Origin of the sequence: Vibrio penaeicida (assembly GCF_030689305.1) — a bacterium.
GTDB classification, from domain to species: domain Bacteria; phylum Pseudomonadota; class Gammaproteobacteria; order Enterobacterales; family Vibrionaceae; genus Vibrio; species Vibrio penaeicida_B.
This window is the reverse complement of record NZ_JAUYVM010000010.1, coordinates 1-18,342: the sequence shown is the minus strand read 5'-3', so window position 1 is coordinate 18,342 and position 18,342 is coordinate 1. Positions and strand designations below refer to the sequence as shown.

Annotated in this window: 16 protein-coding genes and 2 tRNA genes; 3 read left to right on the top strand and 15 right to left on the bottom strand. The window is 44.2% G+C overall.

Going from position 1 to position 18,342, the window contains the following annotated elements:
• Nucleotides 1–11 precede the first annotated feature (11 nt).
• From trmD to ffh, 4 genes are all read right to left on the bottom strand, one after another.
• On the bottom strand, nucleotides 12–755 hold the full coding sequence (gene trmD, locus Q8W40_RS16445) for a tRNA (guanosine(37)-N1)-methyltransferase TrmD (RefSeq protein ID WP_305398752.1): 744 nt from the start codon (nucleotides 753–755) through the stop codon (nucleotides 12–14).
• 26 nt (nucleotides 756–781) lie between these two features.
• Nucleotides 782–1,336 (bottom strand): ribosome maturation factor RimM, encoded by a 555-nt coding sequence (gene rimM / locus Q8W40_RS16440; RefSeq protein WP_305398751.1) that lies wholly within the window; start codon nucleotides 1,334–1,336, stop codon nucleotides 782–784.
• A gap of 25 nt (nucleotides 1,337–1,361) precedes the next feature.
• Nucleotides 1,362–1,610, bottom strand: coding sequence for a 30S ribosomal protein S16 (gene rpsP, locus Q8W40_RS16435; RefSeq protein WP_101112481.1), 249 nt, complete (start codon nucleotides 1,608–1,610; stop codon nucleotides 1,362–1,364).
• A 280-nt stretch (nucleotides 1,611–1,890) separates the two neighbouring features.
• Complete coding sequence (gene ffh, locus Q8W40_RS16430; protein ID WP_101112482.1) at nucleotides 1,891–3,276, bottom strand: signal recognition particle protein; 1,386 nt, start codon at nucleotides 3,274–3,276, stop codon at nucleotides 1,891–1,893.
• A 168-nt stretch (nucleotides 3,277–3,444) separates the two neighbouring features.
• Here ffh and Q8W40_RS16425 point away from each other — a divergent pair, with 168 nt between their 5' ends.
• The 3 genes from Q8W40_RS16425 (at nucleotide 3,445) to Q8W40_RS16415 (ending at nucleotide 7,054) form a co-directional block, all read left to right on the top strand.
• Nucleotides 3,445–4,239 carry a cytochrome C assembly family protein gene (locus Q8W40_RS16425; RefSeq protein WP_305398748.1) on the top strand — a complete coding sequence of 265 codons (795 nt, stop codon included), beginning with the start codon at nucleotides 3,445–3,447 and terminating at the stop codon, nucleotides 4,237–4,239.
• 99 nt (nucleotides 4,240–4,338) lie between these two features.
• A complete protein-coding gene (locus tag Q8W40_RS16420) occupies nucleotides 4,339–5,604 on the top strand; it encodes an HlyC/CorC family transporter (RefSeq protein ID WP_305398746.1) in 1,266 nt (421 codons plus the stop codon).
• 214 nt (nucleotides 5,605–5,818) lie between these two features.
• On the top strand, nucleotides 5,819–7,054 hold the full coding sequence (locus Q8W40_RS16415) for a YbiU family protein (protein ID WP_305398745.1): 1,236 nt from the start codon (nucleotides 5,819–5,821) through the stop codon (nucleotides 7,052–7,054).
• Between the two features lie 89 nt (nucleotides 7,055–7,143).
• Here the strand turns inward: Q8W40_RS16415 and luxS are convergent, their stop codons facing one another.
• From luxS to Q8W40_RS16360, 11 genes are all read right to left on the bottom strand, one after another.
• The gene (gene luxS, locus Q8W40_RS16410; protein WP_101112486.1) at nucleotides 7,144–7,662 is read right to left on the bottom strand and encodes an S-ribosylhomocysteine lyase; all 519 of its coding nucleotides are present in this window, start codon (nucleotides 7,660–7,662) and stop codon (nucleotides 7,144–7,146) included.
• Between the two features lie 24 nt (nucleotides 7,663–7,686).
• A complete protein-coding gene (locus tag Q8W40_RS16405; RefSeq protein WP_101112487.1) occupies nucleotides 7,687–8,292 on the bottom strand; it encodes a transglycosylase SLT domain-containing protein in 606 nt (201 codons plus the stop codon).
• Nucleotides 8,293–8,297: 5 nt separating this feature from the next.
• A complete protein-coding gene (gene gshA, locus Q8W40_RS16400) occupies nucleotides 8,298–9,866 on the bottom strand; it encodes a glutamate--cysteine ligase (RefSeq protein WP_305398743.1) in 1,569 nt (522 codons plus the stop codon).
• A 198-nt stretch (nucleotides 9,867–10,064) separates the two neighbouring features.
• A complete protein-coding gene (locus tag Q8W40_RS16395; RefSeq protein WP_305398742.1) occupies nucleotides 10,065–12,917 on the bottom strand; it encodes a M16 family metallopeptidase in 2,853 nt (950 codons plus the stop codon).
• A 10-nt stretch (nucleotides 12,918–12,927) separates the two neighbouring features.
• On the bottom strand, nucleotides 12,928–13,365 hold the full coding sequence (locus Q8W40_RS16390; protein ID WP_305398741.1) for a YqaA family protein: 438 nt from the start codon (nucleotides 13,363–13,365) through the stop codon (nucleotides 12,928–12,930).
• Nucleotides 13,359–14,312: an NADP-dependent oxidoreductase gene (locus Q8W40_RS16385; RefSeq protein ID WP_305398740.1), complete on the bottom strand. Its 954-nt coding sequence runs from the start codon at nucleotides 14,310–14,312 to the stop codon at nucleotides 13,359–13,361. Before Q8W40_RS16385 ends, Q8W40_RS16390 begins: the two co-directional genes overlap by 7 nt.
• A gap of 111 nt (nucleotides 14,313–14,423) precedes the next feature.
• A complete protein-coding gene (locus Q8W40_RS16380) occupies nucleotides 14,424–15,554 on the bottom strand; it encodes a sodium ion-translocating decarboxylase subunit beta (RefSeq protein WP_101112492.1) in 1,131 nt (376 codons plus the stop codon).
• A 9-nt stretch (nucleotides 15,555–15,563) separates the two neighbouring features.
• The gene (oadA, locus tag Q8W40_RS16375) at nucleotides 15,564–17,360 is read right to left on the bottom strand and encodes a sodium-extruding oxaloacetate decarboxylase subunit alpha (protein ID WP_305398738.1); all 1,797 of its coding nucleotides are present in this window, start codon (nucleotides 17,358–17,360) and stop codon (nucleotides 15,564–15,566) included.
• 32 nt (nucleotides 17,361–17,392) lie between these two features.
• On the bottom strand, nucleotides 17,393–17,650 hold the full coding sequence (locus Q8W40_RS16370; protein ID WP_104401342.1) for an oxaloacetate decarboxylase subunit gamma: 258 nt from the start codon (nucleotides 17,648–17,650) through the stop codon (nucleotides 17,393–17,395).
• Nucleotides 17,651–18,028: 378 nt separating this feature from the next.
• Nucleotides 18,029–18,105, bottom strand: a tRNA-Arg gene (locus Q8W40_RS16365).
• A gap of 51 nt (nucleotides 18,106–18,156) precedes the next feature.
• Nucleotides 18,157–18,233, bottom strand: a tRNA-Arg gene (locus Q8W40_RS16360).
• Between the last annotated feature and the right edge of the window lie 109 nt (nucleotides 18,234–18,342).

The window sequence follows — 18,342 nt, the reverse complement described above, 5'->3', positions numbered from 1 at the left end:
AATTCAATAGGTTACTTGCTTCGATGTTCTCTAATGAACTCGGCAAGTAATAATTCCTGTTCGTCAGTCAGAGCTAGGTTTTCCAGAAGCTCTGGTCTTCTAATCCAGGTGCGACCTAGCGATTGCTTTAACCGCCAGCGACGAATGTCCTTGTGATTTCCAGACTTGAGTACACTTGGCACTTCAATACCGTCCAACACTTCAGGGCGCGTATAGTGCGGGCAATCTAACAAGCCATTAGCAAAAGAATCTTCCTCTGCCGATGCAAAATCTCCCAATACCCCAGGTACAAACCTAGAGACGGAATCAATTAGCGTCATGGCTGGTATTTCACCACCCGTCATCACAAAATCCCCGATTGACCATTCTTCATCAATCTCAGATTGTATGATGCGCTCATCTACCCCTTCGTAACGACCACAAATAAGAAGTAAATTCTCATTCGTTGCCAATTCTTCTACTCCTTTTTGGTCGAGTTTTCGACCTTGGGGAGAAAGGTAAATGACTTTCGCCTTTCCCGGTGAGGCTTGTTTGGCTGTTTGAATGGCATCGCGCAAAGGCTGAACCATCATCAACATACCAGGACCACCACCGTAAGGTCTATCATCAACAGTGCGATGTTTGTCGTGAGTGAAATCTCTAGGATTCCATGTCTCTACCGACAAGAGACCTTTTTTAACCGCTTGACCTGTTACTCCAAAATCCGTAATAGAACGGAACATTTCAGGAAAAAGGCTAATTACGCCAACCCACATGTGTTCTCTCGCTCTAAATTCTGAAGCTAGAATCCAGGATCCCAGTCAACTTCGATCCGTTGAGCTTCGCGATCAACTTGAATGATCACTTGCTCTTCAAGGAACGGAATTAATCGTTCCTTTTGGCCAAAAGCATCTTTTAGATTCGCTTTTACAACCAAAACATCGTTCGAGCCAGTTTCTAATAGGTCAACGACCTCACCAAGGTTATACCCTTTAGTGGTAATAACTTGCATACCGAACAATTCACGCCAGTAGAACTCATCTTCTGACAATTCAGGTAGAGAAGCGGGGTTTATTGCAATTTCAAAATTGGTTAGTAGGTGAGCTTCCTCGCGGATCTCTAGACCTTCTAATTTACACACCATCCCTTTGTTATGGCGCTTCCAACTTTCAACTTTGCATTCCACCCAATCACCCTTTTGTTTAATAAACCAAGGGCTAAAGTCAAAAATACTCTCAGCATTGTCTGTGTAGGAGAAAACCTTAAGCCAGCCACGAATGCCGTAAGAAGCACCAAACTTACCTACAACAATTTTCTCGACTTGCTCGCTCATTGTTTCTTTATCCTTCATCGACATAAACTAATTATCTTCTTTAAAAGAATTAAGCCGCTTTTTGAGCGTCTTTAACTAGCTTAGCTACGCGGTCAGAAACAGTCGCGCCTTGACCAACCCAATGGTTAACGCGATCTAGGTCTAGACGTAGACCTTCTTCTTGACCTTGAGCAGTAGGGTTAAAGAAACCCACTTTCTCGATGAAACGGCCAGTTGCAGCTTTGCGGCTGTCCGCTACTACGATTTGATAGAATGGACGCTTCTTCGCGCCGTGACGTGCCAAACGAATGGTTACCATGTCGTCCTCTTTGCTTTCTCAAAAATAAATATAACCCCATCAACTCCTCCTATTACCGAGGAATTTGGGGTCTCGTGCCAAAATAAAGCTCCGGAATTTTACTCTTATTACTAGTCATTGCAAGGCTTTTAGCTATTTTTTCACCACATGAATACGCGACATTTTTATGTGAGCGCGATAACAACTTGAAAAAATACTGACCTCGCATTGATTTTGTTTAGCATAAAAGTAAAAAAAGGAAGCAAATTCATTCGCTTCCTTTTTCATATAACGGCTGTTGCTATCGACCAAACGGATTAAACCCTCCGCCCGCGCCTCCCATTCCACCCATCATACCTTGCATATTTCTCATCATGCCTTTCATACCACCCTTCTGCATTTTCTTCATCATTTTCTGCATTTGAGTGAATTGCTTCAGCATGCGATTAACGTCTTGCACTTGGGTACCTGAACCCGAAGCGATACGCTTTTTGCGTGAACCTTTAATGATTTCTGGGCGCTGACGTTCTTTCATGGTCATGGAATTAATGATGGCTTCCATTTGCTTGAACATCTTGTCGTCTACTTTATCTTTTACGTTATCTGGTAGTTGGGACATACCTGGCAACTTGTCCATCATTCCCATCATGCCGCCCATGTTCTGCATCTGACCAAGCTGCTCACGGAAATCTTCCAAATCAAAGCCTTTTTTCTCTTTGAATTTCTTTGCCAGCTTTTCCGCTTTGTCTTGATCAACATTGCGCTGCAGATCTTCGATAAGTGACAGTACGTCACCCATGCCCAAAATACGCGATGCGACACGATCAGGATGGAATGCTTCTAGAGCATCGGTTTTTTCACCCACACCCAAGAATTTAATCGGCTTACCTGTGATATGGCGAACAGATAATGCCGCACCACCGCGTGCATCACCATCCACTTTAGTTAGGATAACGCCCGTCAATGGAAGCGCGTCGCCAAAAGCTTTTGCTGTATTCGCCGCATCTTGACCTGTCATCGCATCAACAACAAACAAGGTTTCAACTGGTGTGATGGCCGAATGAAGCTCTTGGATTTCTTCCATCATTTCATGATCGACAGCAAGGCGACCCGCGGTATCGACGACAAGAACGTCATAGAATTTTTTCTTCGCATGATCGATAGCAGCATTAGCAATATCGATAGGCTTTTGGTCTGCCGAAGATGGGAAGAAATCAACGCCAACATCACTGGCTAACGTTTCAAGCTGCTTTATCGCGGCTGGGCGATAAACATCCGCAGAAACAACCAATACTTTCTTCTTGTCTCGCTCGGTCAGTAGCTTAGAGAGTTTACCGACACTGGTGGTTTTACCTGCACCTTGTAAACCCGCCATCAAGATTACAGCAGGTGGTTGAGCCGCAAGGTTTAGAGCCTCGTTCGACTCTCCCATCACGGCTTCAAGTTCGCTTTGAACTATCTTGATGAACTCTTGACCTGGGGTCAGAGATTTAGAGACTTCAACACCGACCGCGCCTTCTTTAACGCGTTTTACGAAATCTCGAACGACGGGAAGCGCAACATCGGCCTCAAGCAGCGCCATCCGCACTTCACGTAGTGTGTCTTTGATATTGTCTTCGGTCAGTCGACCTTTACCGCTGATATTTTTCAGCGTACTGGATAGTCTATCAGTTAAATTCTCAAACATTACTTATTCGCCTAATCAATGCGATACTTTGCCGCGAGTATACAATATACGCACACGAGTGTCTGTCTTCTGTGTTATGAATCCTTGAAGTGACTTCAGTATCTATGCTATGAACTTGCAGGTCACTTGGGTATAATCCCTTATTCTGACAGTAAAATTGTGGAAACCATGGAAAATTTGATTGCGGTTATAGCTGTTATTCTTTATTTCTTGGCCGTCGCGACCATCGTTCCAGGCCTTGCTAATCAAACAGGTATAAAAACGCGTACCGTATTTGTCAGCGCTCTTTTAGCTTTGGTTTTCCATGCTTGGCTTCTTAGTGATCTTATCTTTGATGGTTCAGGGCAAAACCTGAGTATTCTCAACGTCGCTTCTCTCATCAGCTTCATAATTTCACTGGTGATGAGCGCCTCTATGTTCAAAACACGTTTATGGTTTTTGCTCCCCGTTGTTTACGGGTTTTCAGCAATAAACTTATCTGCTGCCACATTTTTGCCAAGTGCCTACATTACACATTTAGAAAATGACCCTAAACTATTGATCCATATTTCTTTAGCGTTGTTTTCATACTCAACGTTAACTATCGCAGCGCTTTATGCACTGCAGCTAGCATGGCTGGATCACAAACTCAAAGCAAAAAAAGCTCTAGCCATTAACCCTAACCTGCCTCCATTAATGATGGTGGAAAGGCAACTTTTCAAGATCATTTTGATTGGAACTGTACTCTTATCGGCAACACTGCTGACAGGCTACGTATTTGTTCAAGACATGTTCATACAAGGCAAAGCCCATAAGGCTATTTTGTCTTTTATCGCTTGGATTATCTATACCGTGCTTTTGTGGGGACACTATCAGCAAGGCTGGCGTGGAAAAAAAGTGACTTGGTTTGCAGTAAGTGGTGCGACACTGCTCACTCTTGCGTACTTTGGAAGCCGCTTTGTGCGAGAGATCATTCTTAGCTGATTTATACTTGCTTTTCTTTTTCAACCACTCTAAAAAGTTGGAGAAGACCGCTTTTGCTCATTACTTCACCAATTCAGTAATATAAGGACAGTTACAACTTTGGATGATATATCAACGGGCGTCTTATTTGCCCTGCTGGCGGTACTGATCGTCATTTCCGGTTATTTTTCTGGTTCTGAAACTGGAATGATGTCGCTCAACAGATACCGTCTTAAACACCTGTCTAAAGAAGGACATAAAGGTGCTCGCCGAGTTGAGAAACTACTGGATCGTCCAGATCGATTGATCGGTCTGATTCTGATTGGTAACAACCTAGTCAATATCCTCGCGTCTGCAATCGCAACTATCTTAGGAATGCGCTTATATGGTGATTTAGGGGTTGCGATAGCCACTGGTGCCCTAACTCTAGTCGTCCTTGTCTTTGCAGAAGTCACGCCAAAGACTCTTGCTTCTCTTTACCCTGAAAAAGTCTCCTACGCCAGTTCTGTCGTGCTGACTTTACTGATGAAAGTACTGTCTCCGTTAGTATTACTCGTTAACTTCATTACTAACGGGTTCTTGCGCATCCTTGGCATAAAAGCCAAACACGGTGACGACGATCATTTGAGTTCTGAAGAGCTCCGAACCGTGGTGAATGAAGCTGGTGGCCTGATTCCTCGTCGACACCAAGACATGCTGATTTCGATTCTAGATTTGGAACACGTTACAGTAAATGACATCATGGTGCCTCGTAATGAGATTACTGGTATCGACATTAACGACGATTGGAAATCTATCGTTCGCCAGTTAACGCATTCGCCTCATGGCAGAGTTGTTCTCTACCGCGACCAAATTGATGAAGTCGTCGGAATGCTAAGGTTAAGAGAATCTTACCGTCTGATGCTAGACAAGAATGAATTCACTAAAGAAACCCTATTAAGGGCAGCGGATGAAGTGTATTTCATTCCTGAAGCGACACCATTGAATGTTCAGTTACTCAAATTCCAACGAAACAAAGAGCGTATTGGTCTGATTGTAAATGAGTACGGTGACATCATCGGCTTAATTACCCTTGAAGATATTCTAGAAGAGATCGTTGGCGAATTTACCACCTCAATGGCACCGAGCCTTTCTGAAGAAATTACGCCACAAAACGACGGAAGTTTCTTAATTGAAGGTAGCGCCAATATCAGGGATATCAACAAAGGGTTGAGTTGGGAGCTTCCAACCGATGGTCCAAGAACATTAAACGGACTGATCTTGGAGCACCTTGAGGATATTCCTGAAAGCCAGTTGAGTATCCAAGTGGCGAGCCATCCAATGGAAATTATTGATTTTACTGAGAACAAAATAAAGCTAGTTAAAGTTTACCCTTCTCATCAGTAACAAACAATATTCGCCCTGATAAGTCAGGGCGTTTCTCTCGTACAAAGCTCTTCTTTCTTACCTTAGCGACCCTCACCTCAGGTTCAAAAGTGAGAATTACGCTCCTTTAATTTTCCATGATTACGAATAGCGTGAACGAACACTCAATTCAAAGTCGTCTTTCGAGCTAGCTTTTCTAGACACGTGTCGCTTTATTGCAAAGGAGAAGCTTAACATGGCACTATCGACGGACAACATCTCAGCTCAAATTAAAGCCCTTAAGAAGCAGTTTCAAATCGAACTCCCTGATTATAAGGCAAAATTCGAAGAAATTGCAGAAGCATTAAAGTCAGAAGTGGCTCGAATTAAAGATGAAGAAATGAATGGTCACTCCGTACCTATATATCAGTATTCAGACATTAAGACTGGCCTCAATGAACAGCAATGTTTCAAGATCCAACGAGCTGGCTGTGTTGTCATCCGAGGTGTTTTGCCGAGAAGCGAAGTGGACGAACATAATACTGCTTTGGAGCGTTATATCATTGAAAATGGTTACTACGACCATATCCCAAAGGTTGAAGATAATTATTTCAGCCAGTTGAAGTCAGATAAGCCTCAAATTTTTGGTCTCTATTGGTCTAAAGCTCAAGTTTGGGCTCGTCAGCATCAAAATATGGCGAAACTGCGCAGCCATCTCAATCGCTTATGGGAGTTTGAACATGACGGGCAGAAAGAGTTTAACCCGGATTTGGAGGTGAGCTATGCTGACCGAGTTAGACGTAGGAGCCCAGGGGATACCTCGTTAGGTTTATCCCCTCATGTCGATTCCGGTTCCATCGAACGTTGGTTAGAGCCCAATTATCGTCAGGTTTATCGCAACGTTTTCAATGGTCAATGGAAAGAGTATCAGGCATTTGATGCTAGACATCGCATCGCTGTTGAAGAATTTAATTCATCGGCTGTTTGTAGCGTATTCAGAACTTTTCAAGGATGGGTAGCCTTAACACCACAAGGTGCCGGAGACGGTACATTGCAGCTCATACCTACAACCCTTTCTATGCCTTACATGCTGCTAAGAGCACTGCAAGATGATATTGAAGAAGATGATCTATGTGGGGCACAGCCAGGTAGAGCGCTAACCGTAAACAAGAAATGGCATGATTTATTGCTTCAAGGTTTAGTCAGTATTCCAAAGATGGAGCCTGGTGATACTGTGTGGTGGCACCCAGATACAGTGCACGCTGTAGAAGATAAGCACTCTGGAAATGGCTACAGCAATGTCATGTTTATCGGTGCCGCACCAGATTGTGAGAAAAACCGACGATTTCAATCAAAACAAAAAAGCGCATTTCTTGCCGGTAGAAGTTGCCCCGATTTTTCACCGGAAGATCATGAAGTCAGTTATCAAAATCGAGCCACTATGGATGACTTAACGGATCTCGGAAAACGTCAGATGGGGTTCGAAAAGTAAAAATGCATGGCACTAAAAAGCCCGCGACATCCGCGGGCTTAAACGTCTACTTAACGCTATTAATCTTCAATGTACAAAGAACGAAGCCCTTACTTGATGCTAAGTTCTTTTAACATTGACTCTGGCAATGCCAGTTCATCATTTTTATTTACAGCAATGCCAGCATCGATAATCGCAGTCGCAATCGCTTTTGCTTCATCAAGAGAGTGCATGTCTGCAGTCCCACACTGATACTCATTCAATTCTGGAATTTGATTTTGACTCTCTACCTTCAGCACATCTTTCATTGCTGCTAGCCAAGCTTCTGCTACTTGAGATTCTGTTGGCGTGCCAATGAGACTCATGTAGAAACCTGTACGACAGCCCATCGGAGAAATATCGATAATTTCCACATTAGAACCATTCAAATGCGCACGCATGAAACCCGCATAAAGGTGCTCTAACGTATGTATGCCTCTTTCTGAAAGGATGTCTTTGTTAGGCGCGGTGAATCGCAAATCAAACACAGTGATCGTGTCCCCTTTTGGCGTCTGCATGGTTTTCGCCACGCGAACCGCAGGAGCGTTCATCTTTGTGTGATCAACGGTGAAACTATCTAGTAATGGCATCGGATAAATTCCTTGTTATATCGGTCAAAAAAACCAGCTCCTGCTGCTTTCCAACTCGTCTTTGCATTGTTTAAGTTGCCAGCCATAGTTTTTTGCTTGCTGCTCGACTTTTCGGGCAACTTTTTTAAGCGATGGTTTGCTGGCATAGGTCTTACGCTTATAACCGCCGCGACCTTCGTGATAAGCTAAATATTGATTATAGGCATCCCATTTTGAAACGCCCAATTGTCGCTGGGTTTCGTGAGTATACCAACCTACGAACATAATGGAATCATCGAAATTCGTTCTTGACCCACCATGATTGGTCGCTTTTTGAAAGTCACTCCATGCAGGATCTTGAGCTTGCGCGTAACCGTACGCACTACTCACTCTGCCCCAAGGAATAAACCCTAATAAATAGTCTTTTGGTGGTCTGGCATCATGGATAAAACTGCTTTCTTGCTTAATAAAGGCCATGGCAACATGAACAGGGGTTCCCCATTCATCTTCCATATCTTTAGCGTCATCATACCAGCTTGGTTTCTCTTTGAAGATATCGCACAAGTTGTGCTGTTTCTTGGGAGGTGCGGTAGCGCACCCCATGAGTACAGAGCTGGTCAATACAACCAATAGCAGCGGTTTTATCTTCATTTGTTCTATTGCTTCAAGTAGGCAAAGTAGTCATCAAGAAAAGCATCAAAAGGCTGTGTTTCGTTAGCTTCTATTCGAGATTGTGCTTCTCGAGAATCCAGAACTTCTTGTTCCATCATCTCTTCGTTGTAGACTTGGTACTCGTGATTCAGGTGTGCTTCTTTATACGCTTTTCCTAAATGCATCCCAATGCCAACAATACCGCCGTGTTCTTTAGTTTGAGCGAGAAGCTGACCAGAAATCGTTAAATCAGGCTGATCTATCCAAGTTTCCAGTTCATCGCATACTTTTTGGTAATCTGTCGAGCCATGTTGCTCATCCATAATTTCTGCAATTAAGCGAAGCTCTTTGAATACTCGATGCCCCCAATCCTGAAGCGTAAGTCGTTCACCTTTACAACCGATTTGGAGCTCTAAACCAACTTTTCGCCCTTCTAGGATCACTTTGCTCCAGTTATCTCGCCAACATTCGAGCTCACAGTTATCCATTTCTTCGGATTCGGACAGAACACACCAAGTAAGGAATAAGTCGAGGAATCGGATCTGCTGTTCATCGACCCCTACAGGACTGAATGGGTTAACATCAAGTGAACGTACTTCAATGTATTCAACCCCACCACGATGAAGCGCTTCAGATGGCTTTTCACCGGAATGAGTAACACGCTTTGGACGTATTGGAGCATAAAGCTCATTTTCGATTTGCAGGACATTCGAGTTTAACTGGCGATATTCTCCATCCACTTTTACACCGAGCTGCGCAAACTCTGCCGATGGTGTATGGATAGCTGCATTTAAACCCTCAAGATACTGATTCAAACTGTTGAACCCAATTTTTAACTCACTTTGAGCGCTATTGGTGTAACCGAGGTCGCTTAAACGAAGGGAGGTAGCTTCAGGTAAATAGAGCGTTTCACCTATATTTTCAAAGGGCAGTTTTGAATCTCTACCTTGAATAAAGGATGGACATAATGCTGGAGATGCTCCGTAAAAGAATGGGATCATCCAACCAAATCGATAGTAGTTTCGAATTAAGCCAAAGTACGCATCCGACTTCGCATCTTCACGACTCTTTTGGTCTTGCTCACCGTATAACGCATCCCAAAAGCTTTCAGGAAAAGAAAAATTAAAGTGAACACCTGAAATTACCTGCATCAAGCTACCGTATCGACGCTTTAAGCCTTCACGGTATAAGGTTTTCATTTTACCTGTGTTTGATTCACCATACTGAGCCAGCGCGATATCGTCTTCATTCTTAATGAAGCATGGCATTGACAGCGGCCAAAACTTTTCGCCATCCAACTTCTTTTGCGTAAAGTGATGCACATCCGACAGCTGGCTTATTACGTCATTTACCGAGTGGGAAACAGGAGTAATAAATTCCAACAACGATTCAGAAAAATCAGTTGTTACCCAGCGGTTAGTGAGTGCTGACCCTAGCGCTTTAGGATGAGGTGTCAGTGCTAGATGACCATCTGAAGTGTAACGTAACGACTCTCTTTCCACGCCACGTCCATACTGCTCAAAAATAGAAGGGTCTTTTGCGACTTTCTGAAGTCGCTTGGAGAATACAGTCAAAACTCAGTTCACTTATCTGTTTAGTATCAGGCTAGAATAATCATTCTGGTCTTTGATTACTATGAAATTGAGACAAATACTAATAAATGAGAAAGTGAGTTTCCCGTCTACTGGTATTCATGTTGGAGATGCATATCAAACTCACGTTTTGTATGCATCTCTAGGATCTGTTAACCCTAAACAACAGTTATGTGTGCTCTATTGCTCGATTTCAAGTTTTTCGATAGGCAGTCCAAACTTTTTCAACTTTGGTGCAAGTTTTTCCGCGTCACCCACGACTATGATTTGGAAATCAGATGGGTTAAACCATTTTGCAGCCACTTTGTTCAATGTGCCAAGCTCGACAGATTGCAATAGGTTATCGCGTTGCTCTAGATAATCCTCTTCTAAAGAGTAAGTAAGAATTCTTGATAGCAGCTGAGATTTCTTCGATGGGGTTTCATACTTCAGTGCATCTGCCTGACCACGCGCTAATCGCATAAACTGCAGCTCTTCTTCTGTTAAGCCACTCGTTGAAACCTCATTAAGCTCATTGATGATTTCATCCAATGACTCTACCGTAACATCAGCTCGTACTTCGGCTGAGAATACAATCAATCCCGTTTCTTTCATCCCATACACATAGCCATATGCACCGTATGTGTAACCTTTGTCTTCACGGAGGTTTTGGTTAATTCGACTGTTGAAGTTCCCCGACAAATTGTAGTTTGCTAGCTGCCCTAGGTGCATTTCACCCGTCGTATCGAAAGGCAGTCCTTGTTTGACCAATCGAATAGCACTTTGTGGTGCTCCGGGTTTATCTACTAGAAAGATTTTTTGTCCTTCAAGTGGTTGAATCACTTGGGGCGTATACAGTGGTGCTGAATTGCCTTTCCAGTCGTTCAAGAATGACAGTGATGTCTTCGCATCGCGCTTTTTAATATCGCCAACAATGACAACTTGCGCGCCTTGCGGCGTGTAATGCTCACTGTAGAATGCTTTGACATCTTCTAGCGTCAAACCATTGATTGACGTTCTCGTGCCATCGCTCGAACGACCAAAACGACTACCGTTGAATAACACTTGGCGAGTCGCCTGAGAAGCTAACCAACTTGGCTTTTGATGTTCATAGACAATGCCTTGAATCGCTTGCTGCTTAACTCGCTCAAAATCACTCTCACGAAACGCCGGTTCACGGATCATTTCTTCTACCAATGCCAAGGTTTCAGCAAGGTTCTTCTCTAACCCAGACACACTAATAACCGTCGAATAAGAGCCGGCATCAAATGAAACATAACTCCCTAAACGGTCTAGCTCTGTTTGAATTTCTTTGGCAGAGCGTTTCAGCGTACCTTCTGTCATCATGGTTGCTGTTAAGCCAGCCAACCCTTCTTGCCCTTCTGCAACGTAACGATTTCCGGCAGGCAGTTTAATATCAAGCTGAACGGTTGGCGTTTCATCACTGACTGTCCCTAGAATTTCAACACCACTGTCTAAATAGATTCGGTATAAATCGGGCATCGTCCCTTTAACGGCACCTGAGACTTTTGGCACGACCGAACGATCAAACGTATCGACCGCTTTGCGATAAGCAAGATCAGACTCTTTTACTTTTTGATATTCAGGTAAGGTGCGCTTCGGCGTAACAAAAGTCGCTGACTTAACTGCCCAGTCGGCTTTGTTTTTCGGTACAACACTCAAGACCACTTTGTGATTGTTTACTAGGTACTGCTGATAAGCAGATTGAACACTGTCTGGAGTAACCGTTCTAAGCTGTTCCAACTGCTCTTCAATGCGATCCGGTTGACCAAAAAAGGTCTCATTCGACGCCAGTTGAGTCACCTTACCTCGAACACTTTCAAGCCCAAAGATAGCGTTTGCTTCAGCGCGGCCAATCATCGTCTCAAGCTGATATTCAGACACGCCTTTTTCCGACCACGTTTTCAGGCTATCCATTAGCTCATTGTAAATGGGCTTAAGGCTCCCTGATTCCCCCGCCTTTGCCATAACATAAACGCTGAAAGTACAGGCGAGCTCTGCACAATCTTGGAAAGCACCGACATCTACCGCTTTTCCAGATTGAACAAACTGCTGATAAAGCATGCTGTTTTTGCCATCACCCAGTGCGGTCGAGAGCATTCCTAACGAGGCATTAGAGTCGTGCCCTTGGAACGTTGTCGGCCACGAAACCATAACCATAGGCTGTTGGATTCTATCTTCCAAAGTGATGTAGCGATCTTCTGTTAATGTTGCCGGCTGCTTCTCTGCTTTTTTCACTTCAGGTCCAACAGGAATGGAACCGAAATATTGGTTTATCCAATTTAATGTTTCTTCGGTATCAAAGTCACCACCGATGGTCAGGGTCGCGTTGTTTGGTCCGTACCACTGGAGGAAAAAGGCTTTCAAGTCATTCACATCGACTCGGTCGAGATCTTCGACATAGCCAATCGGCTGCCAAGAATATGGATGGCCTTCAGGGTACATGGCTTCGCCAATGCGTTCCCACATCAACCCATACGGTCGATTTTCGTAGTTTTGCGCACGTTCGTTTTTAACAGTATCTCTTTGGATTTCAAACTTTCGTTGAGAAACGGCATCAAGTAAAAAGCCCATACGGTCTGACTCTAACCAAAGCATTTTTTCCAATTGATTTGCAGGAACCGTTTCAAAATAATTGGTTCGGTCTCTGTTAGTGGTTCCGTTTAATGTTCCACCCGCTTCTGTGATGATTCTAAAATGCTCTTGATCACCAACATTTTCGCTTCCTTGAAACATCATGTGCTCAAAGAAATGCGCAAAGCCAGATTTTCCTATTTCTTCACGTGCACTACCCACATGATAAGTCACATCGACATGCACAAGAGGGTCTGAGTCGTCTGGGGCAAGGATGACCGTTAGTCCATTATCGAGTTGGTATTTTTTGTAGGGAATCACAACCTTGTCAGATTGTGGCTTAACCTCTTCAACAAGGGTGATCCCTTCAGGTACTGAAGAGAAAAAAGAGACGGGTGCAAGAGAAGAGCAACCCGCGACAAAAAGTGACGCAGTTGCACCAAACCAAACTTTTCTCATGAAGACTCCTTTAAAAACCGACGAATGCTGCCGCGATCACGCAATAACGTATCGCTTTGCCTATGGCGATGAGAATTAGACAAGGTATAAATTTCATTCTGAGCCAGCCTGCCGCTAAACAAAGCGGATCACCCACAATAGGCAGCCAACTGAATAGAAGAGTGATATAGCCATATTGCTTTATCCACTGTAAAGCTTTATGACCATATTTTTCCGAATGGGTTCGATTTGGAAGAAAAAGTCCAATCCAATAATTGGTCAAACCTCCCAATGTGTTACCAAGGGTGGCGACCAATACAAGTTGATATACGGGGTATTGATTAAGTTTTAGGGCAACCAACAAGCTGGCTTCAGATCCGCCAGGCAATAATGTTGCACTTAAAAAGCCGGTTGAAAAGAGGACCCATAAAGCAGACTGGCTAAACCATTCAGTAAAGCCATCTAACATTTCATATCGAGCAGCACTTTGCCTCGGGTGTGGCCACCTTCAACATGTTCATGCGCCTTAGCAACATCGGTATAAGAGAATATTTTTTGTACTTCCGTTTTTACAATGCCAACACTTACCATATACAGCATTGTATCTAGCTGCTCAGTATCAGGCTCTACCAACATACCACTTGCTTCAAAGCCCAACATTTTGGCTTTATCACATATAAGCTCAGCGGTGATCGTCGGAACCGTGACGACTCGCGCGTTGTCTTTCAAGCACTTCAAAGCATCTAATGCAGCATCACCACCAACTAAATCAATCAATACATCGACATCTTCAACACGCTCAGATACAGGAGCAAACTGATAGTTGATCGCATGCGCACCAAGTGTTGCTAAGTAATCTAGATTATCTTCACTGCATGTTGTAAAAACTTCTGCTTGAGCGGCTACTGCGAATTGAATCGCTAAATGCCCAACACCGCCAGCACCCGCGAGAATCAACACGCGATCGTTTCCGGTAACTTTGGCTTTATTAAGTGCTTGAGCTGCGGTTTGCCCCGCAACAGGCAAAACAGCAGCGGCTTCAAGTGTCACGCTATCTGGCACGAGGCTAAGCTGATCTTCCTTCACACAAACATATTGACTATAACCGCCTGCCTGAGCTGGAAAGCCAATAAGACCAGCAACAAAGCTGCCTGCTTTAAATTCTTCAGCGCCTTCACCACATTTTTCCACGACGCCCGAAATATCGTACCCAGGTGTCCAAGGGAGGTTGTCTTTGTTGGCTTCAGCCGCCCAACCTAGTCCTTTTCTTGTTTTAACGTCAATCGGGTTTACCCCAGCAAAATGCACTTTAACCAATACTTCGCCCGCTTCAGGCTCTGGTATTGCTTCACTTTGAATGGCTAACACGTCAGGCTCACCAAACTGGGTAATCACCACTTTTTTGTTGTCCGTCATACACAAGTTCCCTTGATACTCAAAAAAATGAAAGGGATGCAGAAGCATCCCTTTGACTATAAACCATTTTACAATGTTTGGTTAATCATCAGATCTCAATTTCGTTGAACGTTATCCCACTAATGCCAACAAAATACCTGCTGCAACCGCACTTCCCAATACTCCCGCTACGTTAGGTCCCATCGCATGCATAAGAAGGAAGTTTTGCGGATTTGCTTCTAAACCCACTTTGTTAACTACCCTAGCAGCCATAGGAACAGCGGATACACCAGCAGCACCAATAAGCGGGTTGATGTCTTCTTTAGAAAACTTATTCAGTAGCTTAGCCATTAGAACACCTGCTCCAGTACCAATACTGAATGCGACAGCACCAAGAGCCAAAATACCCAACGTTTCAAAGTTTAAGAACTGTTCAGCTTGAAGCTTAGAACCAACACCAAGACCTAAGAAAATAGTCACAATGTTGATAAGCTCGTTCTGTGCAGTGCTGGAAAGTCGATCTACCACGCCAGCTTCACGCATCAAGTTACCAAGACAAAACATCCCTACTAAAGGCGTCGCCGAAGGTAAGAAAAGAATCGTCATGAGTAATACAGCTAATGGGAACAGTACTTTCTCACCTTTACTTACGTGGCGAAGCTGAGCCATCTGAATTTTACGTTCTTCAGGGTTGGTCAGCGCCTTCATAATCGGCGGCTGAATAATTGGGACTAATGCCATGTAGCTGTAGGCAGCAACCGCTATTGCACCTAATAAGTCTGGCGATAATTGGCTGGCTAAGAAAATAGCTGTTGGTCCGTCTGCACCGCCAATAATAGCGATGGATGACGCGTCAGCCATGTTGAATTCCATACCAGGCACATAGTTGAGTAAAATTGCACCAAATAAAGTGGCAAATATACCAAACTGTGCCGCAGCACCTAACCAAAGAGTTTTAGGGTTGGCAATAAGCGCCCCAAAGTCGGTCATTGCCCCAACTCCCATAAAGATAAGGAGTGGGAACACACCAGATTCAATACCGATGTAATAGACCAAATAGAGCAAACCACCTTCGTCGGTAAACCCAGCATTTGGGATATTTGCTAAAACAGCACCAAAACCTATCGGTAGTAATAGAAGAGGTTCAAAACCTTTTGCTATTGCAAGGTACAAAAGCCCACAGCCCACAAGGATCATACAAATTTGACCAAACTCGAAGTTGGCGATCCCTGTTTCAGCCCAAAGGGTCAACAATCCTTCCATGATGCTCCCTTACGCTAGGCTTAATAGTGGTGCACCTACCGTCACGGCATCACCTTCTTTCACGTGAATATCTTGGACAACACCGCCACGTGCAGCACGAACTTCTGTTTCCATCTTCATCGCTTCAAGAATAAGTAAAACATCACCTTCTGCTACTTCTGAGCCAGGTAGAACGTTCACCTTAAAGATGTTTCCTGCCAATGGAGCCGGAACCGCTTCCGCATCATTTGATGCCTGTGCTGCTGGAGCAGCAGCGGGTTGAGGTGTCGATGTTGGTGTAACAGAGGTTAGCTGCCCCTGAGGTCCTACTTCCACATTGTAAACCTGCCCGTCTACTTTAACGCTATAAGCTTCCACACCACCTGGAGATGAAGTGGCAGCAACTGGGGCTGGTGCCGCTCCCGTTGCAACAGGCTCTTTACCTGGGGCGGGTTCAAATGCGTCTGGGTTGTTTCGGTTTTTAAGGAATTTAAGACCCACTTGTGGGAACAGGGCATACGTTAGAACATCATCGACTGTATCTTCTGCTAATGATATTCCATCCTCTTTCGCTTTCGCGATAAGATCATCTGTCAACGTATGCAACTCTGCATTCAAAAGATCCGCTGGGCGACAGGTGATAGGCTCTGCACCTTCAAGGACTTTGGCTTGAAGTTCGGCATTTAGCTCTGCTGGTGCAGCCCCGTATTCGCCTTTCAATAAACCTGCCGTTTCTTTAGTGATGCTCTTGTAGCGCTCACCTGTTAAGACATTGATCACGGCTTGTGTACCTACGATCTGAGATGTAGGGGTAACAAGTGGGATGTAACCAAGATCTTTGCGTACTTTTGGGATCTCTTCTAATACTTCATCCAAACGATCCGCCGCACCTTGTTCTTTTAGCTGACCTTCCATATTCGTCAGCATACCGCCTGGTACTTGCGCAATCAGAATGCGAGAATCCACGCCTTTTAGCTGTCCTTCCCACTTGGCGTACTTCTTACGAACCTCTCGGAAGTAAGCAGCAATAGGCTCTATTTGATCAAGCTTTAGGTTGGTATCGCGCTCAATACCTTGCAGCATTGCAACCACTGTTTCAGTTGGCGTATGACCGTAAGTACAACTCATGGATGAAATAGCTGTATCAAGAATATCGATACCTGCTTCTACTGCCTTTACTGCCGTTGCCGTCGAAAGCCCCGTAGTTGCGTGGCAGTGCAACGCTAAAGGCACATCACATGAAGATTTAATTCGGGTAATCAGTTCCTCTGCTTCATAAGGCTTAAGAAGACCTGACATGTCTTTAATACAGAGAGAATGGCAACCAAGGTCCTCTAGGCGTTTAGCCAAATCGACCCATGTATCGGTGTTATGAACAGGACTGGTGGTATAAGACAATGTACCTTGAGCGTGCGCGCCAACATCAACAGCAGCTTTCACTGCTTTTTGGAAATTTCGCACATCATTCATCGCATCAAATATTCGGAACACATCCATGCCATTCGCATGAGCACGCTCCACAAATGTCTCTACTACATCATCTGCATAATGACGATAGCCAAGAAGGTTTTGACCACGCAATAGCATTTGCATTGGTGTGTTTGGCATCGCTTTTTTAAGCTCACGTAAGCGCTCCCACGGATCTTCTCCTAAGAAACGAATACATGCATCAAATGTTGCGCCACCCCAAGTTTCTAAAGACCAGTATCCGACTTTATCTAACTCCGCCGCGATAGGTAACATATCTTCAATACGCATACGCGTGGCAAACAGTGACTGGTGTGCGTCGCGCAACACCACGTCGGTAAGAGCAAGTGGTTTAGACATGCTGATTAACTCCTTTTAATTTTTATCCGACATTACTTCACAGCAGACGCACGGTGTTGATGTATAGCAGCAGAAATTGCCGCAACCACCTGAGGCTGAACTCCAGAAGTACTGGATTGAATTTTTTTTGCTTGTACTGGTGCAATGCTCGGTTGGGGTGCTTCTTCTGGCACCAACTTAGACAGTAACCGAACAAGATAAACGAGAATGGTTAGGAATACGAAAACAACGGCCATGCCAGTAAGCATAAGGACCGCTGCATCTCCTAGCAGGCTTCCAATATTAGTCATGTTGCTTCCTTTCTATGTCATCCTGACAATAACTTATGCACACACTCCCTCAATATAGTGGGCATAAGTGGTCTAGGATTATCTCGATTGGTAAAATTTTGTCAATTTTGTTTAATAAGCTATTTAATATTCTGCACAAACATGCGACTTTTTTGACTAGTTATTACATACAAATACGCCACACAAACCCGATTTCACCATAGTTACTGTGGCTTTTACCAAACATAATGAAATTCTGTATCGAATACTGAGAGGAACTTAAAAAAATAATTTTTATTCTTTAAAAACAATAGGATGTAAAAATAAAGATAATAAAATGATAATGAGATGTTAACGGGCATAAAAAAAGCCTCGCAAATGCGAGGCTTTTTCTTGAAATGGCGCGCTCGGAAGGATTCGAACCTTCGACCGCCTGGTTCGTAGCCAGGTACTCTATCCAGCTGAGCTACGAGCGCGCTGTTTTCGATATTACATGAGTAACATCAGGATCTAATGACCCTTAATAGTGGCGCGTCCTGGAGGATTCGAACCTCCGACCGCCTGGTTCGTAGCCAGGTACTCTATCCAGCTGAGCTAAGGACGCGAAGCCTGTAAGGCTGATGCCTAACAATTTTAAATAATGGCGCGCTCGGAAGGATTCGAACCTTCGACCGCCTGGTTCGTAGCCAGGTACTCTATCCAGCTGAGCTACG